The organism is Sphingomonas sp. KR3-1, from assembly GCF_040049295.1.
Taxonomy (GTDB): Bacteria; Pseudomonadota; Alphaproteobacteria; order Sphingomonadales; family Sphingomonadaceae; genus Sphingomonas.
Genome location: NZ_JBDZDQ010000001.1, coordinates 845852 through 867558 on the forward strand (window position 1 = coordinate 845852; position 21707 = coordinate 867558).

The 21707-nt window shown below is 68.7% G+C and carries 21 protein-coding genes and 1 riboswitch; of the genes, 5 read left to right on the top strand and 16 right to left on the bottom strand.

All coding sequences use genetic code 11. The features are described 5' to 3' along the window. Window positions 1-163: 163 nt before the first annotated feature. The 12 genes from ABLE38_RS04315 to ABLE38_RS04370 all read right to left on the bottom strand — a co-directional run bounded on the left by ABLE38_RS04315 (window position 164) and on the right by ABLE38_RS04370 (window position 13324). Window positions 164-1189, bottom strand: a complete 1026-nt coding sequence (locus ABLE38_RS04315; RefSeq protein ID WP_348972924.1) for a sulfotransferase — start codon at window positions 1187-1189, stop codon at window positions 164-166. Continuing rightward, window positions 1173-1547: a hypothetical protein gene (locus ABLE38_RS04320; RefSeq protein ID WP_348972925.1), complete on the bottom strand. Its 375-nt coding sequence runs from the start codon at window positions 1545-1547 to the stop codon at window positions 1173-1175. Before ABLE38_RS04320 ends, ABLE38_RS04315 begins: the two co-directional genes overlap by 17 nt. Next, complete coding sequence (locus ABLE38_RS04325) at window positions 1544-1750, bottom strand: hypothetical protein (RefSeq protein WP_348972926.1); 207 nt, start codon at window positions 1748-1750, stop codon at window positions 1544-1546. Before ABLE38_RS04325 ends, ABLE38_RS04320 begins: the two co-directional genes overlap by 4 nt. Beyond that, a complete protein-coding gene (locus ABLE38_RS04330; RefSeq protein WP_348972927.1) occupies window positions 1741-3141 on the bottom strand; it encodes an arylsulfotransferase family protein in 1401 nt (466 codons plus the stop codon). The genes ABLE38_RS04325 and ABLE38_RS04330 overlap by 10 nt, the downstream gene beginning before the upstream one ends. A 125-nt stretch (window positions 3142-3266) precedes the next feature. Next, window positions 3267-4565 carry a HAMP domain-containing sensor histidine kinase gene (locus tag ABLE38_RS04335; protein ID WP_348972928.1) on the bottom strand — a complete coding sequence of 433 codons (1299 nt, stop codon included), beginning with the start codon at window positions 4563-4565 and terminating at the stop codon, window positions 3267-3269. A gap of 29 nt (window positions 4566-4594) precedes the next feature. Beyond that, a complete protein-coding gene (locus ABLE38_RS04340; RefSeq protein WP_348972929.1) occupies window positions 4595-5320 on the bottom strand; it encodes a response regulator in 726 nt (241 codons plus the stop codon). A 56-nt stretch (window positions 5321-5376) separates the two neighbouring features. After that, window positions 5377-5763: an OsmC family protein gene (locus ABLE38_RS04345; RefSeq protein WP_348972930.1), complete on the bottom strand. Its 387-nt coding sequence runs from the start codon at window positions 5761-5763 to the stop codon at window positions 5377-5379. Between the two features lie 90 nt (window positions 5764-5853). Beyond that, window positions 5854-7248: a TolC family protein gene (locus ABLE38_RS04350; RefSeq protein WP_348972931.1), complete on the bottom strand. Its 1395-nt coding sequence runs from the start codon at window positions 7246-7248 to the stop codon at window positions 5854-5856. Window positions 7249-7374: 126 nt separating this feature from the next. Next, on the bottom strand, window positions 7375-10563 hold the full coding sequence (locus ABLE38_RS04355) for a multidrug efflux RND transporter permease subunit (protein WP_348972932.1): 3189 nt from the start codon (window positions 10561-10563) through the stop codon (window positions 7375-7377). A gap of 75 nt (window positions 10564-10638) precedes the next feature. Continuing rightward, a complete protein-coding gene (locus tag ABLE38_RS04360; protein ID WP_348972933.1) occupies window positions 10639-11901 on the bottom strand; it encodes an efflux RND transporter periplasmic adaptor subunit in 1263 nt (420 codons plus the stop codon). After that, on the bottom strand, window positions 11898-12287 hold the full coding sequence (locus tag ABLE38_RS04365; RefSeq protein WP_348972934.1) for a hypothetical protein: 390 nt from the start codon (window positions 12285-12287) through the stop codon (window positions 11898-11900). Before ABLE38_RS04365 ends, ABLE38_RS04360 begins: the two co-directional genes overlap by 4 nt. Window positions 12288-12712: 425 nt before the next feature. Beyond that, entirely contained in the window at window positions 12713-13324 is a 612-nt protein-coding gene (locus ABLE38_RS04370; protein ID WP_348972935.1) for a TetR/AcrR family transcriptional regulator, read from the bottom strand. 180 nt (window positions 13325-13504) lie between these two features. On the opposite strand from ABLE38_RS04370, the gene ABLE38_RS04375 reads away from it, so the two are divergent. Beyond that, window positions 13505-14119, top strand: a complete 615-nt coding sequence (locus ABLE38_RS04375) for a response regulator (RefSeq protein WP_348972936.1) — start codon at window positions 13505-13507, stop codon at window positions 14117-14119. 46 nt (window positions 14120-14165) lie between these two features. Here ABLE38_RS04375 and ABLE38_RS04380 read toward each other — a convergent pair whose 3' ends face one another. Together ABLE38_RS04380 and ABLE38_RS04385 are read right to left on the bottom strand one after the other, a co-directional pair. Continuing rightward, complete coding sequence (locus ABLE38_RS04380; RefSeq protein ID WP_348972937.1) at window positions 14166-14738, bottom strand: TMEM165/GDT1 family protein; 573 nt, start codon at window positions 14736-14738, stop codon at window positions 14166-14168. A gap of 16 nt (window positions 14739-14754) precedes the next feature. Further along, window positions 14755-14929: riboswitch (yybP-ykoY riboswitch) on the bottom strand. A 66-nt stretch (window positions 14930-14995) separates the two neighbouring features. Next, complete coding sequence (locus tag ABLE38_RS04385) at window positions 14996-15526, bottom strand: alpha/beta hydrolase (protein WP_348972938.1); 531 nt, start codon at window positions 15524-15526, stop codon at window positions 14996-14998. A 214-nt stretch (window positions 15527-15740) separates the two neighbouring features. Here ABLE38_RS04385 and ABLE38_RS04390 point away from each other — a divergent pair, with 214 nt between their 5' ends. Genes ABLE38_RS04390 through ABLE38_RS04405 form a run of 4 tightly spaced genes read left to right on the top strand, consistent with a single transcriptional unit; the run spans window position 15741 to window position 18016 of the window. Beyond that, the gene (locus ABLE38_RS04390) at window positions 15741-15914 is read left to right on the top strand and encodes a hypothetical protein (RefSeq protein ID WP_348972939.1); all 174 of its coding nucleotides are present in this window, start codon (window positions 15741-15743) and stop codon (window positions 15912-15914) included. Between the two features lie 10 nt (window positions 15915-15924). Further along, complete coding sequence (locus ABLE38_RS04395) at window positions 15925-16227, top strand: DUF3649 domain-containing protein (protein WP_348972940.1); 303 nt, start codon at window positions 15925-15927, stop codon at window positions 16225-16227. After that, a complete protein-coding gene (locus tag ABLE38_RS04400; RefSeq protein ID WP_348972941.1) occupies window positions 16224-17696 on the top strand; it encodes a PepSY-associated TM helix domain-containing protein in 1473 nt (490 codons plus the stop codon). The genes ABLE38_RS04395 and ABLE38_RS04400 overlap by 4 nt, the downstream gene beginning before the upstream one ends. Further along, window positions 17693-18016, top strand: a complete 324-nt coding sequence (locus tag ABLE38_RS04405) for a DUF3325 domain-containing protein (protein WP_348972942.1) — start codon at window positions 17693-17695, stop codon at window positions 18014-18016. The genes ABLE38_RS04400 and ABLE38_RS04405 overlap by 4 nt, the downstream gene beginning before the upstream one ends. On the opposite strand, the gene ABLE38_RS04410 is transcribed toward ABLE38_RS04405, so the two are convergent. Further along, complete coding sequence (locus ABLE38_RS04410) at window positions 18013-19833, bottom strand: response regulator (RefSeq protein WP_348972943.1); 1821 nt, start codon at window positions 19831-19833, stop codon at window positions 18013-18015. The genes ABLE38_RS04405 and ABLE38_RS04410 overlap by 4 nt on opposite strands. 333 nt (window positions 19834-20166) lie before the next feature. Next, on the bottom strand, window positions 20167-21696 hold the full coding sequence (locus ABLE38_RS04415; RefSeq protein WP_348972944.1) for a PQQ-dependent sugar dehydrogenase: 1530 nt from the start codon (window positions 21694-21696) through the stop codon (window positions 20167-20169). Window positions 21697-21707 lie beyond the last annotated feature (11 nt).

The following is a 21707-nucleotide window of genomic DNA, read 5'->3' on the forward strand; positions in this document are numbered from 1 at the left end:
TCGCTGATTCCCCTCCCCGAAAGGGAGGGGCTAGGGTTGGGTTAGAAAAGATCGGGCTCGATGCCCGAGCTTTTCTGTTTCGGCTGCCGACTGGCTGGGCGCCCCCGGCCTTCGCCAGGGTCGCAACCACCCCCCTCCCTTTCAGGGAGGAGAGTTATGCGATTTACCCGAACTGCCCCCGGAACCGCGCCTGGAGCCGGGCATGGGTCTCGCCGGCGCGCGCGAGCAGCGCCGGGTCGGCATCGGCCTGGCGGGGTGCGGCCGCGCGCAGTGCCGCCGGGTCGATCGGCGCCTCGACCGTGACGGCCAGGCGCGGCGCATAGGCGCCCGGCTCGGCGCACAGCGCGTCGTAGTCGACGAAGAACTGGCGATCGCGCACGCGCGGCGGCTGGGCGAGCAGCGCGCGGTGGACGCTGTCCCACAGCTTCAGCCAGTAGTCGACATGGCCCGCATCCTCGCCGCGTGTCGGCGCGCCATCGAACAGGAAGGGCCGGTGGTCGGCGCCGAACTCGTGATGGCCGAGCCAGCGCATGTAGCGGCCGCGGAACGGGTCCTCCGCGGCGAGCGCGAGCGCGCGGCGATGCTGGGCGAGCAGCGACAGCGCCTGCTGGAGCGGATCGCGGAACGGATGGAGCATGATCGCGTCCGGGAAGGTGCCGCACAGCCCGGCGAGGCGCAGGACATTGTTGTTGTTCTTGGACAAATAGCGCCCGCCGCCGTGGCGCAGCAGCACCAGCCGCACATAGTCGCGAAAGGCCGCGAGCGTATCGGGTTCGGGCGCGACCGGCTCGAGGCCCTCGCGGCCGAGATACCAATGGCCTTCGCGCACCCGCCAGAAGACTTCCTCGATTGCCTCCGGGCTGTCGAGATCGTGCGTCAGCCCGTCGCCATGGCCGCGCTCCTGCGCCTCGACATGGCGCCGCCCGCCCAGCTTCGCCCAGCCATTGGGCGCGAGCGGAAACGGCATGTCGCGATAGGAGGGCGCGGCGAAGCCACCGCCGGCATGCAGCAATCGCGTGAGGATCGACGTGCCGGCCCGGGCGAGCCCGGCGATGAACACCGGCCGCTCGATCGCGATGCCGGCCATCTTCGCGCGAAACGCAGCCCGCTCGATATCGAACGTGGCTTCGAGCAGCGCGGGGGTTCCGAGGGCGATGCGGTGGAGGAGCTTGTCAGCGGCGCTGTACACGCCGCACCTGCCAGCGGAGCGCGGCGTACCCGAGCGTGAAGGGCACCAGCCACAGCCGGCTGGTCCAGTCGTCGGCATGCATGCCGATCAGCTCGGGCCAGCGCGCGGCGAAGGTGAGCACGATCAGCAGCGGCGCGGCAGTGGCGAGCAGCAGGCTGCCAGCGCGGACCGAGCGCGCGAACATCCGGGCCGAGAGGATCCGCATCGCGCGCTCCTTGCCCCATTCGGACACGCCGCGTCGCGCCATCAGCCGCATTGCGTGTTGGCCGCAGGCGGAAAGCTCGCGAAAGGCCGGGATCAGCGGCAGGGCGCGGGCCAGCTCGAGCACCGCGATGATGGCGAGGAAAAAGGGGATCACCGGGCGCGTCCGCGCAGGCGGCGGACCAGCCGCTTCACCGGGTACCAGACGACCGAGAGGATCGCGAGCAGGATCGATCCGACCAGCCCGAGCGCGACGCCGATCGCGCCGAGCCCGAGCCCGGGGCCGGTATAGGCCTGGGCGGCGAGCGGCGCGCCCAGGGCGAGCGCGACCGAGAGGGTGCGGAGAAGGATCACGAGCATTTTGCGTTCACCGTAGCTTGAATGGCCGGGCCATCGGTGGCGGGATCGAGATAGCGCGCCCAGGAAAGGGCCATGCGCCGCTCGGCGGAATCGGCGGAGATGTAGCGCCAGCGCAGCGCCCCGTCGGGCGCCATGCGGACGAGGCGGCCCTGTTCGGTCTCCTCGATCATCGCATCGCCGTTCGGCAGCGGCGTGCCGCGGCCCTGGGCGCGGGTGGCGATCTTGTTGAGCGCGAGTCCCTGCTCCCAGGGCGAGCTGGCGGCGCCGGTGGCGAGATCATAGACGAGCAGCCGGTTGTGGCCGTTCACCCGCTCGTTCGGATAGCCCATCAGCGTGTTGTTATCGAACACCGAGATGCGGTGATCGTCGAGGATGTTCACATCGTGCTGGAAGCGCCAGGGGCCGCTCTTCCACCACAGGATCTTGCCGGTGGACGGCCGATAGAGCGCGATCAGCGAGAGGTTGCGCAGGCTGAGGAACAGATCGCCCTTCTGCCAGAACTTGCCGTCCGCCATCGCCGGCTGAATGTCGTTCAGGTGGAAGGGATCCTGGAGATAGGGCCGCCCGCGCCACAGCCGGGCGAGGCCGTTGCGCTCGAGGATCTCGGCGACCCGGTCGAGCTTGATCAGCTGCCCCGCGGGCGAGACCTGGGCGACGGCGTCATCCCAGAAATCGGCCTTCACGCCGGGCTCGCGCGGCACCGGATAGCGATACGGCACCCACAGGCTGCCGTCCGGCCCCTGCTCGGTCGAGTGGCTGAAAATGCCGTCGATACTCCACAGCAGCTTGCCGCACGCGTCATAGCGGGCAAGCGGCGAGCTGTCGTGCAGCACCAGGCTGCCGTCGGCGAGCAGCAGCGGGTGCATCAGCCGGTTGAGCGCCGCGCTCTTGTCGCGCCGGATGTCGGTGAGCGCCGAGCGGAAGCGCGAGGCGGCGTTGGACGCCGCGATATCGGGCACCGTCTCGTGCAGCGTCGCGCCGTCGGAGAGCCGCATCAGCCGCACCACCGATCGTCCACGCTTGGGATCGAAGGGCGAGATCAGCGCGTAGCCGGGGTCGGTGAAGCTCGCCTCGAGGGTAAAGCCGCCGGGCAGCTTCTCGGCCTTGCCACCATAATAGGGCGCCGGGCCCTTGAACATGTGGGTGATCGTGTCCGGCACGCGGGCCAGCGCGATCGCGGCGCGGCCGACCGCGCCGGACTTCTCCCAGCCATCGACGATCGCGCCGGTGCCGATAGCGGCGACGGGGACGAGCAGCAGCGAAAGGACGAGGCTCCACAGCGGCACGGGGCGCGAGAGCAGGCGATCGAACCCGGCGCGCGGCGCCGGTGCGGACGGCACCGAACTGCCCCCGCCTTCCTGCTTCTCCTGAAACCCCTGATCCTGCCGCATCGCACCTCACTGCTTGTGCAGCGTTCGGCGGGAGGGGTGTCTGGGCGATTTCGATTCGTCGCTGGGACGTTTCTGTATTGTGGCTGTTTACTTTGCTGAGGACGCCAGCAACTTGCCGGCAGGCACTAGACCGGCAGCGTGACCAGCGCCGAGATGCCGCCGCCGTCGCGGTTGCGGATCGTCACGTCGCCGCCATGCGCACGGGCAACGGCGCGGGCGCTGGCGAGACCGAGGCCAATGCCGCCGGTATCGCGGTTGCGCGAGCGCTCGCCGCGGAAGAAGGGCTCGAACACGCGGTCGATGTCCTCGGGGGCGATGCCGGGGCCGTCGTCGCGCACTTCGATCATCGCCTGCCCCTCGGCTTCGACCAACGAGACATCGGCGCTGCCGGCATATTTGAGCGCGTTGAGGATCAGATTGTTGAGCATCGCCTTGAGCGCCGGCGAATTGCCCTCGATCACCACGGGCTCGCCGGGCGCGAGCGTCACCGGCTCGCCGCGGTCACCGAGATCGTCGGTCACCGTCTCGGCAAGCGAGCGCAGGTCGAGCGGCTTGCGCGCTCCCTGCTTGCTGGTGTCGCGCAGATAGGAAAGCGTCGCGGAGATCATCGCCTCCATGTCGCGGATATCGCCCTCGCAGGCCTGGCGCAGCGCGTCCGGCGCCGCCTCAAGCCGCAGGCCCAGCCGCATCAGCGGGGTGCGCAGGTCATGCGCGACCGCGCCGACCACCGTGGCGCGGTCGTCGACATAGCGATTGAGGCGCGCCTGCATCCGGTTGAACGCGGCCGCGGCCTCGGCGATCTCGGGCGGCCCGCCGATCGCGATCGGCGCGGCGCGCGGGTCGCGGCCCAGCCGCTCGGCCGCTTCGGCGAAGGTGCCGATCGGCTTGGCGAGCCGGTGCGCCAAAGCCCAGGCGAAGGGCGCGACTGCGGCTGCCGAGAGGATCAGCCACCACAGCACGAACCAGCGCCACGGCTCGAAGATACTGCTGGTGGTGACGGTCTCCCACTGCCCGTCCGCGGTGCGGAACGACGCGGTGAAATCGCCGGTGATGATCACGTCGCGCGCGGCCTGTATGCTGGGCGGCGCCACCGGGCGGGGCACGCTGGCGCGATCATAGATCTTCTCGCGCGTCAGCATCGGCGTGGGGAAGCTGATCAGCACGCGCTCGACCGGCACGCCCAGCGCCTTGGCCATCGCGACTTCGGTACGCTCGCCGCGCGGCGTCCAGTGCGGCTCGTCGACATGCGCGGCCTTGGAGACCGAGAAGTCGTCGTCGCTCGGCTTGCCCTGCAGCGCATCGATCGCCTGGCCGACGGTGTAGAGCTTGGCGGTGGGCGTCTGCACCGCGATCAGCAGGCCGAAGTTCATCAGCTGCGTCACTGCGACGCAGACGACCATCAGCGCGAACACGCGCAGGAACAACGGGGAGCCCGCGCCCCTGCGCCGGAATGTCACGCGCGCACCACCTTGGGGACGAAGAGATAGCCTTCGTTGCGCACGGTGCGGATGATCTCGTCCCCGCCCGAGCGCAGCTTGCGGCGCAGTCGGCTGACCTGGACGTCGATCGCGCGGTCATAGGCGTCCGAATCCGGCCCGCGCGCCGCGGCGAGCAGCGCCTCGCGGCTGAGCACGCGGCGCGGACGCTCGATGAACACACGGAGCACCGCGAACTCGCCATCGGTGAGGCCGACGAGCACGCCGCTCGGATCGAACAGCTCGTGGCTGCCCAGATCGATGCGCCAGCCCTCGAAGGTGTAGACGTCGCCGCTCTCGGCAGTGGCGACCGCGCCGCGCTTGCGCAGCGCCGCGCGCACCGTGGCGAGGATCTCGCGCGGGCTGCACGGCTTGGGGAGGTAGTGGCCGGCGCCGACCTCGAGGCCGAGGATCCGGTCCTGCTCCTCGCCGAGCGCGCTTAGGAAGATGACCTCGGGCCCGTCGGTGCGGGCGATGCGGCGGCAGGCGGAAAGCCCGTCCTCGCCCGGCATCATGATATCCATGATGACGAGATCGACAGGAGTCCGCGCCAGGATCTGGTCCATGTCGCGCGTCGAGGACGCGGTTTCGACGCGGTAGCCGCGCGAGCCAAGGCTGTTCGCCAGCAGCATGCGGATGTCGCGATCGTCATCCACGACCAGAAGGGTCGCGGAATCGTCCTGTTGAGTCGTGGTAGCTAGCATGTTTCAGCTTTTACTGGAAAATGCGTCTGCCGTGTTGCTTTAAGTTGTAACAAAACTCACCCGAGGCGAGTCTCGATCGGAACCCCGCGTTTCAGGGTGAGCGTCACCGGCGTCTTCTCGGCGATTTCGGCGAGGCGGGCATTCTGCTCGGGGCTGGTGCCGGCGATCTTGAGCACCCGCTCGATCGACAGCGTCTCGCCCTGGCCGTGGAGGAACAGCGACACTTCGATATGCTCGACCTGCCACTGCTTGTGCTCGGCATACATGCGCAGCGTGATCGCGGTGCACGCGCCGAGCGAGGCGAGCAGCAGCTCATAGGGCGCCGGCCCGGCATCGCCGCCGCCGCGCTCGGCGGGCTCGTCGGCGACGAGCCCGCGGGTGCCGAAGTCGATCCTGGTGGCGAAGGGCGCGTCGCGCCCGATCGTGGCGATGGCATGAGTCATGCGAGCGAGCCTAGCGTGCCCGCCGGGCGTCGCACAGTGCCCATCTGGGTGATGCCCTTGCTCCCCTCCCCGAAGGGAGGGGAAGCGGGATCACCCCTTCTGCCAGCCGCCGCCCAGCGCGCGGAACAGGTCCACCTGGGTATCGGCGATGAACGCGTCCGCCTGGGCCAGGTCGGCCTCGGCATCGGCGAAGGTGCGCTCGGCATCGAGCAGCGCCAGCGAGTCGATATCGCCTTCGCGCTGGCGGGCGCGGGCGATGTTGACCGCCGCTTCCGCCTCGTTGCGCGCCGCCTGGAGCGCGGTGCGCCGATCGAGCGCATGCCCATAGGCGGAGAGCGCGGTCTCGGTTTCCTGCAGCGCGCCGAGCACGGTGCCGTCGAAGCTGGCGAGCGCTTCCTTGGTATCCGCCTGCGCCGCGGCGACGCGGGCGCGCGCCGGGCCCGGGTTGATCGCCCAGTTGAGCAGCCCGCCGGCGAGCCAGCGCAGCGGCCCTGCCCCGAACACGTCGCCGAAATCGGTGCCGGTCGAGCCCGCCGACGCGCCGAAGGTGATGCGCGGATAGAGGTCCGCGGTCGCCACGCCGATCCGCGCGGTCGAGGCCGCGAGGCGGCGCTCGGCGGCGCGGATGTCCGGCCGGCGGGCGAGCAGCGCGGCGCCGTCGCCGACCGGGATCGGGTCGCTCAGCCGCAGCGTCGTGCTGCGTGCGCCCGCCACCGAAGGCAGGTCCGCGGGGGTGCGGCCGGTCAGCGTGGCGAGGCGGAACAGCGCCGCATCGCGCTCGGCCTTGAGCGCCGGCACCTGCGCCTGGCGCTGGTTGCGCAGCGCGCCGATCCGGGCCGTGTCGAGGCGGGTGGCAAGGCCGACGCCGCGGCGGCGCTCGGTCAGCGTGATCGACTGGTCGAGCAGCTGGACGATATGCTCGGCGACCCCCAGCCGTTCGGCGGCGGAGGAGGCGTCGGCATAGGCGCGCGCGGTCTCGGCGGCGACGATCACGCGGACGGCATCGGCATCCGCCTCCGCAGCCCCGACATCGCCACGCGCGGCTGCGGTGCCGCGGCTGAGCCGGCCGAACAGGTCGGCCTCATAGCTGACGCTCAGCCCGGCATCGACCTGCCAGTCCTCGCGCGGCGCGCCGGGGGCACGCTGGCTCTCGGGCAGGCGGCCGTAATTGGCGCCGGCGCCCAGGCTCGCCTGGGGCAGCTGGTCGGCCCTGGCGCCGCGCAGCGCCGCGCGCGCCTTCTCGATCCGCGCCACGGCGACGCGGATATCAGTGTTGGCAGCCAGCGCGTCGGTGACGAGCTGGTCGAGCACCGGATCCTTGTAGAGCCGCCACCAGTCGCCCTGGACCGGGTCGGTGGTCACCGCGGGATTGGCGGCGACGAAGTTGCCGGCCGCGGTCTGGGGCGGCGTCGGCGCGACATAGTTGGGACCGGCGGCGCAGGCGGCAAGCGCCAGGGCCGAAGCGGTTGCGAGGAAGATACGCATCTTGTGCATTCCTTTCTGACGACCCTCACCCTTCCCACCGCCTGTGGCGGCGGGCCCCTTCCCTCTCGCGTCGGGAGAGGGAGGGAGGCGCCGAAGGCGCCGGAAGGGTGAGGGCGACGTCATTGGTTATTCCGCCGGCTGCAGCGCGCCCGCATGACCCTCGTCGGTCGCCTTCCGCGAACGGAGGCGCGCGATGCGGTCTCCCAACCCGCGGCAGACGACGTAGAAGGTCGGCGTGAACAGCAGGCCGAAGGCAGTCACGCCCATCATCCCGAAGAACACCGCGGTGCCGAGCGCCTGGCGGAGCTCCGCACCCGCGCCGCTCGCGATCAGCAGCGGCACGGCGCCGAGGATGAAGGCGAACGAGGTCATCAGGATCGGCCGCAGGCGGTCGCGCGCGGCACGTACCGCGGCTTCCACCGGCGACAGGCCGTCACGGTCTTCCGCCTGCTTGGCGAACTCGACCACGAGGATCGCGTTCTTCGCAGCGAGCGCGATCAGCACGACCAGGCCGATCTGGGTGAGGACGTTGTTGTCCATGCCCCGCAAATTCACCCCGGCCATGGCCGCGAGCAGACACATCGGCACGATCAGGATGATCGCCAGCGGCATGGTCAGGCTCTCATATTGCGCCGCCAGCACTAGGAAGACGAACACCACCGCCAGCGCGAAGACCAGCCCGGCCGTGCTGCCGGCCGCCTTTTGCTGATAGGCGATGCCGGTCCACTCGCCGGCGTACCCGGCAGGCAGCTTGCTCGCGAGCGCTTCCATCGTGTCGAGCGAGGCACCCGAGCTGTAGCCGGGGGCAGTGTCGCCATCGACTTCCACCGCCGGGAACAGATTGTAGCGCGTCACGCGGTACGGGCCGGTCTTGTTCTCGAAGGTCGAGACCGAGCCGATCGGCACCATTGCGCCGCTGTTCGAGCGGGTCTTGAGGTTGGCGATGTCCGCCTCCGTGGCGCGGAACGGCGCGTCAGCCTGCGCGGTCACCCGGTAGGTGCGGCCGAGCATGTTGAAGTCGTTCACGAAGGCCGAGCCGAGATAGACGTTGAGCGCCTCGAAAACCCGCTCCGGCGGCACGCCGAGCATGTCAGCCTTGCGGCGGTCGATATCGGCGAAGACGCGCGGCGTGGCGGTGTTGAAGAAGGTGTAGATCTGCTTCAGCCCCGGGGTCTGGTTGGCTTGGCCGATCAGCCCGAACGCGGTCTTGCCGAGCTCGTCATAGCCATGTTCGCCGCGGTCCTCGACCATCATCCGGTAGCCACCGGCCGAGCCGATACCCTGGATGACGGGCGGCGGCACCACGAGCAGCATAGCCTCGTTGATGTCGGCGGTGCGCTTGCGGGCCTCGTTCATGATATCGCCAATGCTGACGCCGAGCTTGGCACGCTCCTCGAACGAGAGCAGCGGCACATAGGCGGCGGCCGAGTTCGGGGCGAGCGTCTGCGACGGGCCGTCGAAGCCAGCGAGCATCACCGAGCCCTTCACGCCCGGGATCGGCAGGATACGGGCAACGACCTTGCGCATCACCTCGTCCGTCCGCTCGAGCGACGAGCCCGGCGGCAGCTGGATGACGGTGAGGAAATAGCCCTGGTCCTGCTGCGGGATGAAGCCGACCGGCGTGACCCAGAACATGCCCACCGTCGCGGCGATCAGGCCGACATAGGTGACCATCATCCGCTTCGGCCGGGTGACCAGCACGCGGGTGAGCTTGGCATAACCGACGCTCAGCCGCTCGAAGCCGTTGTTGAACGCATCGGCGCCGCGGCGGACGAGCCGGCCGACAGGCCCCTTGGGCTCGCCCTCATGATGCTGGAGCAGCAGCGCGGCCATGGCGGGCGACAGCGTCAGCGAGACGAGCAGCGAGATCGCCGTCGCCGCCGAGATCGTCACGGCGAACTGCTTGTAGAAGGCGCCCGACAGGCCGTTGAGGAACAAGGTCGGCAGGAACACCGCGAGCAGCACCAGCACGATCGCCATCAGCGCGCCCGACACTTCGTCCATCGAGGTCTTGGCCGCCTCCAGCGGGGTCATCCCCCGCGCGAGGTTGCGCTCGACATTCTCGACCACGACGATCGCGTCGTCGACGACGATGCCGATCGCCAGCACCAGGCCGAACAGCGAGAGGTTGTTGAGCGAATAGCCGAGCGGCAGCAGCACCGCCATCGTGCCGATCAGCGAGACGGGGATGGCGAGCACCGGGATGATCGCCGCGCGCCACTTCTGGAGGAAGACGATGACGACGAGCACGACGAGCAGGATCGCCTCGCCCAGCGTGTGATAGACCGCGTCGATCGACTGGGCGATGAACTCGGTCGGGTTATAGATGACGCGATATTCCAGGCCCTTGGGGAAGTTCTTGGACATCGCCTTGAGCTGGTCCTGCACCGCATTGGCAGCGGCGAGCGCGTTCGAGCCCGGGCGCTGGAAGACGGCGAGGATCACGGTCGGCTGGTTGGAGAGATAGGTGTTGGACGAATAGTCCGCCGCACCCAGCTCGACGCGCGCCACGTCGCTCACGCGCACCTGATGGCCATCGGCGTCGGTGCGGATCACGACCTGGCCGAACTCGGCCGGGCTCTTCAGGCGGCCCTGCGTCTCGATGTTGAGCTGGAAGGCATTGCCGGTCGGCGTCGCGCCCGCCTGGCCGAGCGTGCCGGCAGCGACCTGGACGTTCTGGGCGCGTAGCGCGGAGACGATATCGCCCGCGGTCAGGTTGAGCGCAGCGGCGCGGCCCGGATCGATCCACACGCGCATCGCATAGTCGCGCGCGCCGAACATGCGGACATCGCCGACGCCGTCGACACGGGCGAGGCGGTCCTTCACCTGGGTCAGCGCGTAGTTGGAGATGTACTCGCGATCGACCGAGTTGTCGGGCGAGATCAGGTTCACCACCAGCAGGAAGTCCGGCGTGGTCTTGCGCGTGACGACGCCGAGGCGCTGCACCGTCTCGGGCAGGCGCGGGATGGCGACGGCGACGCGGTTCTGCACCAGCACCTGCGCGGCATCGAGATTGGTGCCGGACTTGAAGGTGACGGTGATCGTGACGTTGCCGTCACCGGTCGATTGCGACGACTGGTAGAGCATGTCGTCGACGCCGTTGATCTCCTGCTCGATCGGCGCGGCGACGGTCTCGGCGACGGTCTCGGCCGAGGCGCCGGGATAGGAGGCGGTGACCGTCACCGTCGGCGGGACGATGTCGGGATATTGCGAAACCGGCAGCGCCAGATAGGCGATCGCGCCGATGATCGTGATGATCACCGCGATGACCGCCGCGAAGATCGGGCGCGTGATGAAGAAGCGTGAGAGGCGCATCGGGCCACTCCTCGTCAAATGAGTTCGAAAAGGGGTGTCAGCCGCCGGCCCCTGGGGAGAGCCGGCGGCTGACGGTCAACGAGCGAAGGTTGCTTCGCCCGTTACCGGCGCCGTGAGGGCCGGCGCCTGATTGGTTGCGGCGGGCGCGATCTTGCCCGGCTTCGGATCGACCTTGCCGCCCGGCTGGGCGAACTGGGTGCCCGAGATCACCACGCGGTCCTGCGCGGTGAGGCCGGAGCGGACGACGCGCAGGCCGTCGACGACGGGGCCGAGCACCACCGGCTTGGACGCGACGGTGCCGTCCTTGCCGACGGTGAGCACGAGCTTGCGCGCCTGGTCGGTCTGGATCGCGCTGTCGGGAACCATCAGTGCCGTGGCGGTGCCGCCGGCCGAGAGCCGCATGTTGCCGAACATGCCGGGTGTAAGGAACAGCCCCGGATTGCTCAGCACCGCGCGGCCACGGATCGTCCCCGACTTGGGATCGAGGCCGTTGTCGGTGAAGTCGAGCTTGCCCTGCCACTTATACTCGGTCTCGTCCTGCAGGCGGATCTCCACCGGCGAGGACTGGGCGCCCGCTTCCTTCGCGCGCTTGGTCTTGAGGAACAGCGCCTCCGACCCGTCAAAGGTGAAGTAGATCGGGTCGAGCGCGTTGATCGTGGTCAGCAGCGAGCCGCCCTGCCCTTCGCCGGCGGCGACCAGGTTGCCCGGATCGACGCGGCGGTCCGAGATCCGGCCCGAGATCGGCGCGCGGACCTGGGTGAACTCGACGTCGAGCGCGCGGCTGCGCACCCGGGCCTGGGCGGCCGAGACCGCGGCGCCGGCAGCGCGGACGCGGGCCTGGAGCCGCTCGACATCGCTCTTCGACACCGCCTCGACCGCGACGAGCCGCTGGGCACGGTCGAGATCGGAGCGGGCGAGCGCGAGGTCGCTCTCGGCGCTGGCCAGGCCGGCACGGGCCTCGGCGAGCGCCGCGGTGAACGGGCGCGCGTCGATCGAGAAGAGCAGCTGGCCCTGCTTAACGATCGCGCCGTCGGTGAAGTGGACGCCGGTGATCGCGCCCGAGACGCGCGGACGCACCTCGACCGCGCGGCTCGGCTCGAAGCGGCCGACATAATCGTCCCACTCGTTGATGTCGCGGACCAGCGGGGTGGCGACGGTGACCACCGGCGGCGGCGGCGCGGCCATTGCGGCGGGGGCATCCTTGCTGGCGATGCCGAGGCCGGCGGCGACGAGCACCACCGGCAGCGCGACCAGGCTGCCGCGCTGCCACAAGGGCATGCGGCGGATGCGGGCGGAGACGTCGTTCGTCTCGGTTTCGATGCGCGAGATCATGTTCATTGGAATCGCTTTCCCTGGTTGAGGGCTGCCCGGCCGCGGCTGATGCTGGCGAGCAGGGTTTCATATTGGTCGGGCGTGAAGCCCGCTTCGTGGAAGGCGCGGATCTCGTGGCGCGGCAGGGCATAGCCCTTGTGCCAGGCGAGCACGGCGACGCGACGCAGCGCCTCCAGCTTGTTGTCCGCGAGCTTGGGGTTGGGAGATTCACCGCCGAAGACCATGCCCAGCGCCACCGAAAGGCGGCTGGGTTTCTCCAACGAGGCAAGACGATCGTGCTGCGCGATCGCGACGACCTGCCATTCGAGTGCGGAGAAGCCGGTGACCGGCATCACATCCGCGGGCGTCGCGACCGGGCTGCCCTGGAGCTCGGAAAAGTTGAGATAGGCCATGATCGTCTCCTCCTGCGTATCGCCCGGCGGAAGGCAAAGCCTCCCCGTGCCGCGCGGAAGCTGTTTCCGCCGACATTTCCGGTCATCCCCAACCGGCACGAGACGAGGCTGCCGCGCAGACGAGGTCGTCTGCGGCGCTCCGGCTCGGTCCTGTTCTAATTCAGCGCTGCTGGAGTTTCGGGCGAAGCCCCCAGGCTCCGTATCCTCGCTTCGGCAGCTTCCCTCATTTCTATACTGACTGGTATAGAAACCGTGCTGCGCTGCGTCAAGGGCTTTTTATACTGGTCGGTATTTTTTGTCGAGATGGCGGTGAAAAAAGTTCGAAACCCCACCCATCGTTTCGGCGAAAGCCGCGATCTCAGGCGAAGGCCCGGGACAAGCGCCGCACGAGATCCCGGCGAAAGCCGGGATGACGATAATGTCGCTTACTTGCTCGGCCAGCAGGAAAGGCTGGTATCGATCAGCGCGCGCAGATCGGTGCACGAGGTGCCGCCGCCGGCCTGGAGCGCGATGCCCTGGAGCAAGGCGGTCAGATAGGCGGTGAGGCCGATCACATCGGTGTCGGCGGGCAGGTCGCCCTCTTCCCTGGCGCGCTCGAACCGGTCGATCAGCCCCTGCTTCACGACCGCGCCGCGCTTGAGCACTTCCGCGCGGATCGACTCGGCTTCGGACCCGCAGGCCACCGAGTTGATCACACCCATGCAGCCCTTGGGATCGCACGAGCTCATCTGCATCTCGAGCGCGCCGACCAGCAGCCGCTCGGCCACGCCGCGCGCCGTTGGCGCCTCGAGCGCCCGGCTCATATAGTCGAGCTTCTCGCGCTGGTAGAGGTCGAGCGTCTTCTTGAAGAGCGCTTCCTTGTTGCCGAACGCTGCGTACAGGCTCGGCCGGGTGATCCCCATCGCCTCGGTGAGATCGGTCAGCGAGGCGCCTTCATAGCCCTTGCTCCAGAAGACGCGCAGCGCCGCGGTCAACGCCGAGTCGGTGTCGAATTCGCGGGGGCGCCCTTTGGCAGTGGGACAGGCGGTGATTTCCATAATGACCGGTACATAATGACGAATGTTGAAAAAGTCCAATGCACTTCGTCGCTTCCGCGTTCCACCCCGTTAACCACTGTATTTTCACGGGTGTGAAAGTCCCAAACCGCGGGACTAGTCCGCTGCAATGATCTGCCGTGCGATTCGCGCGCCGGCGACCAATCGAACAGGGCAGTGCGCATGAACGACCGACGTCTGGTGCATATCGTCGACGATGAGGAAAGCGTCCGCAACTCGATCGGGTTCATGCTCCAGACCACGGGTTATTCGGTGCGCACATGGCCCTCGGGCGCCGCGTTCCTGCGCGATCTGCGCACGGCCGAGCCCGGTTGCATCCTGCTCGACATTCGCATGCCCGAAATGGACGGGCTGGCGGTGCAGCAGCAGCTCAACGCACGCGGCGCCAAGATGCCGGTGATCGTGCTGACCGGGCATGGCGACGTCTCGATCGCGGTGAAGGCGATGCGCGCCGGCGCGGTCGACTTCCTCGAAAAGCCGTTCGAGGCCGATCACCTGCTGTGCGCGATCGGCAAGGCGTTCGAGCGCATGGCCGAGACCAGCAGCGAATCGCGCACCGACGATGCGCGCGCGCTGCTCGCCAGCCTGTCGATGCGCGAGCGCGAAGTGCTGGAAGGCCTCGCCACCGGCTATCCGAACAAGACCATCGCCTATGACCTGGGCATCAGCCCGCGCACCGTGGAAGTGCACCGCGCCAATCTGATGCAGAAGCTGGGCGCGCGCAGCCTCTCCGAAGCGCTGCGCATCACCTTCACCGCCGAGATGGGCGAGATCTGAGGCACCGGCCTGGCCCCTCCCCCGAAGGGGAAGGGCTTGGCACAGCTCAGAACCAGCCCGCAGTCTCCGCGAGCACCATGACGCCCGCGACGATGAACAGCACGGCCGCGATCCCGTGCACCAGCTTGAGCGGCACCCGCTTCAGCAGCGCGTTGCCCAGGAACACCGCCGGCACATTGGCGAGCATCATGCCGATGGTCGTGCCCGCGGTCACCGCCCAGACATTGTGGAAGCGCGCGCCCAGCGCCACCGTGGCGATCTGGGTCTTGTCGCCCATCTCGACCAGGAAGAAGGCGATCGCCGTGGTCAGGAACGCGCCGAAGCGCGCGGGCTTGTCCTGCAGGTCGTCGATCTTGTCGGGGATCAGCGTCCACAGGCCCATGGCGATGAACGACGCAGCGATCAGGTAGCGGAACCAGGCGCCCGAGAGCAACGTCGCCGCTTCCGAGCCGACCAGCGCGGCGAGGAAATGGTTGGCGAGCGTCGCCACCAGGATGCCGAGGACAATCGGCACCGGCTTCTTGAAGCGGGTGGCGAGCAGGATGGCGAGCAGCTGGGTCTTGTCGCCCATCTCGGCGAGCGCGACCAGCGCGGTGGAACTGAAGATGGCTTCGAGCAAGGGACAACTCCGGGCCGGACGGAAACGAAATCAACGACATCGCACCTCCCCGCCCGGCAAGGACGGAGATGCGACGCCATTGGTCTCGCCCGAACGGTGTTCCCGTCCCTTCCGCGCCATGGCCTCTCGGCCAAGTATGTTGACGCGGGAGCCCGCGCGAACGCGGCTGGCTACTCCCCAAATAGCGAAGTGCTGCCCGGGGGCAGCGCAGCGCCGCCCCTAGACGCGAACCGGGCCGAACGCGAGTCCTTTGTGCGTCAGCCGGCGATCCCGAGCCGCACCAGCTCGGCCGCGGGCGCTTCCTCGGGCTCGCTGCGCAGCGAGGCGATCAGGTCGCTGATCGAGCGCAGTCGCGTCGAATCGAGGAAGCGGCTGCCCCAGTCGCGCGCCAGCGCCGCCGCGTCCGCGCCGGTATCGGCCAGGATCGAGGGGAAGGCGATGCGCAGTCGCGGCCCCGCGAAGAGCTGCTCGGGCGAGGCCGCCACCGCCGAACCCAGCGGCCGGACGAACACGGCGCCGGCCACCTTCTCGACATAGGAAGCGGGCGACAGCCGCGCCCACCAGGTGACGGCGAAGCAGCCGATGCCGTGGGCAACCAGCACCACCGGCCGCTCGGTGAGGCGCACTGCCTCGTCGAGCCGCGCGGCCCACAGGTTGCGCCCGCCACCGCCGGCGCCCAGCTCGATGATCTGCCCGGCATGGGCAAGCAGGCTGCGCGCGGGGCGATCGGCACGATCATAGATGGTGAGGGTCGGAATCGACGAGTCGAAGAGGCCATTCTCGGGCATTCGTTTGTCTCCCTGCGGGGCGGGGGAAGCACGCTCAACGAGTCGCCAGCTTATTCCTACCCAGAGGCTATGCAATCGGGACTCCCGCCGAGTTGCGCCGGAGCGAAGTCGTGGCGCGCCGAAATACGCATGCGGTCGTTTTTGCTAATGCGATTGACTCGCAATACTATGCTCCCTATCCGGCCCCGAACCGTCCGCGTCAAAGGGATCCGTAATGACAGCCTTGTCCCGCAGCGCGCTGCTCGGCAGTGCCATGCTCGCCCCGAGCCCCGCCTCGGTCGATGTCCGCAATGTGGGTAATGCCCAGTATTTCGGTGGCCTGATATGGGGCCAGGCCTACTATGCCGCCCCGCGCAATGTCAGCGGCGCGCTGAGCTTCAACTACTAAGATCAGGATCGTGGCAGGGGCGGCAGAACAGAGGCAGGGCTGGCGGTATCGCGCCAATGTCGGCGCGCGCGTGGTGGCGGGAACGCTCGGGGCCTATGCAGTCGCCGCGCTGTTCGCCGCCGCGCTCGCCCGCACCTTGCCGATGCCGAGGGCCGATGCGACGATCCCGGCGACGTTGCTCGCCTTCGCGCTCGGGCCGTGCGTGACGGTGTGGGCGTTCCTTGCCCGCGGGCCGTGGCGCGCTTGGGCCGGGGTGATCCTGTGCGGCGCCCTGTTCGCCGCGATCGCCTGGCTCGCGGGTATGCCGGCATGAGCGCCGCGATACGCGAGGGCGTTCGCCAGGTCATGGCCTGGCTGCACGGCTGGGTGGGGCTGCTGCTCGGCTGGGTGCTGTTCGTCATGTGCCTGGCCGGCACGCTCAGCGTGTTCAAGCCCGAGATCGGCCAGTGGATGCGCCCGGAGAACAGCGCCAAGGCCGATCCCGCCGATGCGATCCAGGCGGCGACCGACTGGCTGGGCAGGAACGCCAAGGACACCACCGGCTGGTATCTCAACGTCCCCAATGCGCGGATGAACACCACCGAGGCGGCCTATGACAGCGGCGGCACCTTCCTGTTCCGCGCGCTCGATCCGGTGAGCGGCGCGCCCGCCGCGCGCGAGACGCTGGGCGGCGAGTTCTTCTACCGGCTGCATTTCGAGCTTGAGCTGCCCTATCCCTGGGGCCGGCTGCTCGCCTCGATCGCGGCGATGGTGATGCTGGTCGCGCTGATCACCGGGATCATCGCGCACCGGCGCATCTTCAAGGATTATTTCACCTTCCGCCCGGCAAAGGGCCAGCGCTCCTGGCTCGACGGGCACAATGCGCTGGGCGTGCTCGCCACCCCCTTCCATCTGATGATCACCTTTACCGGGCTGGTCACCCTCGCCTCGCTGAGCATGCCCTGGGCGCTCACCGCCAATTACGGCAGCGATCTTGCCGCACTGTATCACGACCTCACCCCGGGCCTTGCCGAGCGCGCCCGCGCCAATGTCCCCGCCCCGCTCGCGCCGGTTGCGCCGATGATGCGCGCGGCGCAGCGCGAGCTCGGCGGCACGATCGGCCGCGTCTATGTGATCAATCCGGGCGACAAGGCCGCGGTGGTGAGCGTGTTCCGTTCCGACGCCGATCAGCTCGGCTTCAACATGGCCGAGATGAGCTTCGATGGCGTGACCGGCGAGCCGCTCAGCAAATGGGTAGAGAAGCGCGGCGCGGTGCAGACCTACAACGTCGTCTACGGGCTGCACATGGCGCGCTTCGCGCCCGTAGCGACGCGCTGGCTCTATTTCCTCGGCGGGCTGATGCTCACGCTGGCGATCGCCACCGGCATGGTGCTGTGGATCGTCAAGCGCCGCGAACGCGCGCCGCTGTCGCTCGGCAACCGGATCGTCGAGCGGCTGAATGCCGGGGTGATCGGCGGGGTGCCGCTCGGCTGCGCGCTCTATCTGCTCGCCAATCGGCTGCTGCCGCTCGGGATCGAGGATCGCGCCGGGCTTGAGACCGCGGTGGCGCTGTGGACCGCCGCCGCAGCGCTTGTCGCCGGCGCCGCGCTGCCGCCGCGCTGGTCCTGGCCGATCCTGACCGGGGCAACCGCTATCGCCTGCGCTATCGCCGCGCTGCTCCCCTTCCTGCCGAGCGTGATGTCGCTGGTGCTGCTCGTCACTGCCGCGGCGCTCGGCTGGCTGGCGGCTCAGCAGCGCCGCGGCCCGAAGAAGCGCCCCGAGCGCAGGCGGCGGGCGGCATGACGCTGGCGATCACCGGGCTGCTCTATCTCGGCATGTTCGCGCTCGCCGCCGGCATGTCGCGTCACGAAGCGCCACTGCTTGCCGGCCAGGCGCGGCTGGCGGCGCTCAGGCAGCCCGCATATTGGGGCTGGGGTCTCGTCGCACTCTCCGCACTACTGGCTGTCTTCGCACGCGATGGCGGGCAGGCGCTGGTGCTGTGGTTCGGGCTGGTCCCGTTCGTCAGCGCGATCCTCCTGCTCGGGCTGACCTACCGCCCCGCGGTGCCGCGCGCGGTGGTGCCGGTCGCGGCGCTGATGGTGCTCGCCGCGCCCTTCCTCTAGGCGGCGACGCGGCCGCGCACCAGCGCGCCGGCGATCGCGACGATCTCGGCAGGGTCGAACGGTTTGCCGATCGCTGGAACAGTCTCGAACCCGTCGGGCAGATGATCCCGGCCATAGCCGCTGACAAAGGCGAAGGGCACGCCGTGCGCCTCGAGCGCCCGTGCGATCGCCTCGACGCTGGCGCCCTGGAGATTGCCGTCGAGCAGCGCGCCGTCGATCTGCCCGCTCTCGACGAGCGCCTGGGCATGCTCGGCGGTCGCCGCGGGCCCGACGATCTCGACCCCGGCATCGGCCAGGATCGCGATCAGCTCGAGCGCGACCAGCGGCTCGTCCTCGATGATCGCGAAGCGCTTTCCCGCGATCGCAGCGGGTGCCGGAGTCGCCGCCGGTGCCCAGTCGCCGCCCGCATCCGCATCGGGGTCGGCATCGCCGGCGCGCCCTGCCCCGCCGGCATGCGGCAAGGTGAGCAGCCAGTGCAGGCCGCCCGCATCGAAGCGCGCGGTCGCCGATCCCCCCTCGGCCTTGAGGCTGCGCTCGATCAGCGCGGTGCCGAAGCCCTTGCGCGTCGGCTCGCCCACCGCCGGGCCGCCGGTCTCGGTCCATTCGAGCTCGAGCTTGCCGCCCTTCAACCGCCACACCAGCCGCACCCGCCCGGCCTCGTTCGAGAGCGCGCCATATTTGTTGGCGTTGGTGGAAAGCTCGTGGAGCACGAGCGCGAGGTGCAGCGCCGGCTCGGGCGACAGCTCGATCTCCGGGCCGCTGAAGCTCAGCCGCGCCGGGTCGATCGTGCCGAGCTGGAGCTGGCCCTCGATCAGCTCGCGCAGCCGCGCGCCCTGCCAGGTCGTCGCGCTGAGCAGCGAGTGGGCGCGGGCAAGCGCATGGATCCGCCCGATGAAGGTCGGCGCGAATTCGGCCGGTTCGGCGGCGTGGCGCAGCGTCTGCGTCGCGATCGCCTGGACCGAGGCGAGCGTGTTCTTCACCCGGTGGTTGAGCTCGCCGATCAGCAGCCGCTGGGTGGCCTCGGCGCGCTTGCGCTCGGTGACGTCGAGGATCTGGACGCTCACCGAGACGAGCCGCTCGCCCTCGAACAGCGCCGAGCAATAACATTCGCAGTCGAGCGCCGCGCCGCCTTTGGCCGTGGCCCGGATCGTCTCGACCCGGCGCAGCTCATGCCCCTCGACCATGTCGCGCAGCACCGTCTCCAGCGCCGCGCCGGTCACCCCGTCGCACCAGCCGAGATCGGCGGCGCGCCGGCCGGTCATCTCGATCGCCGACCAGCCGAACAGCCGGTCCGCGCCGGCGGTCCAGCCGATCACCCGCAACGCCGCATCGAACTCGACGATGGCGAGCGGGCTGTTGTCGCTATGCGCCTGGATGCGGCCGAGCGCCGCGGCGAGCTGGTCGCGCTGGCGCGCGATCTCGAGCCGCTGGCGCGCGAGCTCGACGAAGATATCGACCTTGTTGCTGACGATCTGCGGGTCGACCGGCTTGAACAGATAGTCGACCGCGCCGGTCTCATAGCCCCGGAAGCGCCGCCGCTCGTCGGTCGCCACCGCGGTGAGGAAGATGATCGGCACGCGCCGCGTCCGCTCGGTGCCGCGCATCAGCTCGGCGAGCTCGAAGCCGTCCATGCCCGGCATCTGCACGTCGAGCAGCGCAAGCGCGATATCGTGCTGAAGCAGCAATTCGAGCGCGGCGGTGCCCGACGACGCCTTGAGGATCTCGATCCCCTTGCGGCGCAGCAACGCGTCCATCGCGATCAGGTTCTTCTCGACATCGTCGACGACGAGGATCTTGACGGCTTCAGGCTGGGGCATGGCCAACCCGCATGCCTAGGGCCTAGTTGTTGCGGCGGTGTATCTTCACGGCAGGCACCGAACGGCGCCGCGCGCAGGATGGCAAGCGCACCGGACAGCAGCACCTCGACCTTCGCACCGGACCGTTGAACCATTCAATCCCGTCTTCTAAGGCAAACCCCTGAATTCGCCGCCTTATTCCAACAGCATCCGGGTGTCGCAACAGTGATCGGCGCCGAAGACGCCGCCCGGCGCAACGCCGGGACGCGGGATATGGTTCCGGAAATTGCGCAATTTGCGGACAAGGACGCGAATCGGCACGGCTAGCGCCGGGGGCCCCGGCTCGGGCTGGGATCAGCCTGGTTCGACCAAAAAGACCTCGCCAGCCAGGTAACTGCCGCTCGTCATGAAGTCGATGATGAAGAAGTGGCCGCTGTCGTCCATGCCGAAGGACGAAATCTGCTCGATATCGCCATTACCCAGCAGGGGGGTGAAGGCGGCGGTACGATTTTGAGCGCTTGCGAACGTGGAAATCTGTCCCTGGACCAAGGCAGAGGCCGGGATCGTGTAGATGTTGCCGAACAGATAGTCGCCGAAGATGTACTGCCCCTGGAGCGCGGCGATCGGCCCGTGATACACATATCCGCCGAGCATCGATCCAACGGTCGAGTTGGGCACCCGCGGCCCGGCGCTGTGCGGATACAGGAATACCGGCGCGGTCAGGCCGGCCGGCGCGCTGCCGCGATAGGGCGTCGTGCCCTCGAGATAAGGCCAGCCGAAGTTCAGACCTGGCTGATCGAGCGGCATCAGGTCAATTTCGTCCGTATTGCTCTGGCCGACGTCGACGATGATCAGCCGGTTGCCGTCGAAACTCGCCCGGCGCGGATTCTGCAGCCCCATGGCAAAGACCAGCGGATTGCCGCCACCGCCGATATACGGGTTGCCCGGCGCCGGCGCGAAGACGGTGGTTCCCGATGTCCGATCGACCTTGATGCGAAGTATCTTGCCCAGCAAGCTGCTGGGGTTCTGCGCATTATTGTCCGGATCGCCCGTTCCGCCGCCGTCTCCGGTTGCCAGGTACAAATACCCATCCGGGCCGAACGCCATCCACCCGCCGAAATTCATGGTGCTGTTCGTCCGATGCGGCAGCAGCAGGAGGCGCCGGTGCACGCGGGTATCGATATTGAACTCGATGACTTCGGACGTGTAATCGTCGAGCGTATGGTGAACCAGGAGCAGCCGCGAGCCGGGCAGCGCGGCAACCGCCAGCAGGCCCGTCTCTTCGTTGCCCCCTCCCGAGCCCCAGGGCACGCCATCAAATTCGCCACCGCCACCGGCTACAGATTGCAGGAAGACCTGCCCGCGGCGCGTTCCCACCAGGAACCGGCTATTGTCGGCGGGCGGATAGGGCGCATAAAAATGCGGCGTGTAGATTCCGCTGGCGATGCGCCGCAAGCGAATATCTCTCGGCGGCGTGGCTACCGTCACGCGAAGGTCGAGAAGGCTCGCCAGATTTCCGTCGCTCGCGCGCAGCTGGACCTCGTAGACGTGGTCGCCATTGGCATCGTTGGTCAAGGTATAGGGAGGGGCGGTAAAGTTTAGCGTGCCTGTCGGGGAAATCGTGAAAGAGCGGGCATCCGCCCCTCCCCAGACATAGAAAGTGATCGGGTCCCCGTTCGCATCTACCGCCGTGGCTTGATAGGCGAGTTTTGTGCCTTCCATCACGGTTGCAGTCGCCGGCGAGGTAAAGGCTGGCGCGACGTTCGCGGTGGGTGTGGGCGTTGTGGTTGGAGCTGGGGTGGGCGCCGGCGAAACAGCCCCGTTTCCGCCGCTGCCGCAGCCCGCCAGAAGAAGAGGCAACGCCCAGATCAGATATTTTGGCATATCGCGTCGCC

Bases quoted from the DNA above. Each gene is read 5' to 3' on its own strand.
- ABLE38_RS04410 (WP_348972943.1), bottom strand. From the start codon at position 19,833: ATGCCCCAGCCTGAAGCCGTCAAGATCCTCGTCGTCGACGATGTCGAG.
- ABLE38_RS04325 (WP_348972926.1), bottom strand. From the start codon at position 1,750: ATGCTCGTGATCCTTCTCCGCACCCTCTCGGTCGCGCTCGCCCTGGGC.
- ABLE38_RS04340 (WP_348972929.1), bottom strand. From the start codon at position 5,320: ATGCTAGCTACCACGACTCAACAGGACGATTCCGCGACCCTTCTGGTC.
- ABLE38_RS04355 (WP_348972932.1), bottom strand. From the start codon at position 10,563: ATGCGCCTCTCACGCTTCTTCATCACGCGCCCGATCTTCGCGGCGGTC.
- ABLE38_RS04405 (WP_348972942.1), top strand. From the start codon at position 17,693: ATGACGCTGGCGATCACCGGGCTGCTCTATCTCGGCATGTTCGCGCTC.
- ABLE38_RS04390 (WP_348972939.1), top strand. From the start codon at position 15,741: ATGACAGCCTTGTCCCGCAGCGCGCTGCTCGGCAGTGCCATGCTCGCC.
- ABLE38_RS04330 (WP_348972927.1), bottom strand. From the start codon at position 3,141: ATGCGGCAGGATCAGGGGTTTCAGGAGAAGCAGGAAGGCGGGGGCAGT.
- ABLE38_RS04350 (WP_348972931.1), bottom strand. From the start codon at position 7,248: ATGCGTATCTTCCTCGCAACCGCTTCGGCCCTGGCGCTTGCCGCCTGC.
- ABLE38_RS04400 (WP_348972941.1), top strand. From the start codon at position 16,224: ATGAGCGCCGCGATACGCGAGGGCGTTCGCCAGGTCATGGCCTGGCTG.
- ABLE38_RS04345 (WP_348972930.1), bottom strand. From the start codon at position 5,763: ATGACTCATGCCATCGCCACGATCGGGCGCGACGCGCCCTTCGCCACC.
- ABLE38_RS04415 (WP_348972944.1), bottom strand. From the start codon at position 21,696: ATGCCAAAATATCTGATCTGGGCGTTGCCTCTTCTTCTGGCGGGCTGC.
- ABLE38_RS04360 (WP_348972933.1), bottom strand. From the start codon at position 11,901: ATGAACATGATCTCGCGCATCGAAACCGAGACGAACGACGTCTCCGCC.
- ABLE38_RS04365 (WP_348972934.1), bottom strand. From the start codon at position 12,287: ATGGCCTATCTCAACTTTTCCGAGCTCCAGGGCAGCCCGGTCGCGACG.
- ABLE38_RS04385 (WP_348972938.1), bottom strand. From the start codon at position 15,526: ATGCCCGAGAATGGCCTCTTCGACTCGTCGATTCCGACCCTCACCATC.
- ABLE38_RS04375 (WP_348972936.1), top strand. From the start codon at position 13,505: ATGAACGACCGACGTCTGGTGCATATCGTCGACGATGAGGAAAGCGTC.
- ABLE38_RS04370 (WP_348972935.1), bottom strand. From the start codon at position 13,324: ATGGAAATCACCGCCTGTCCCACTGCCAAAGGGCGCCCCCGCGAATTC.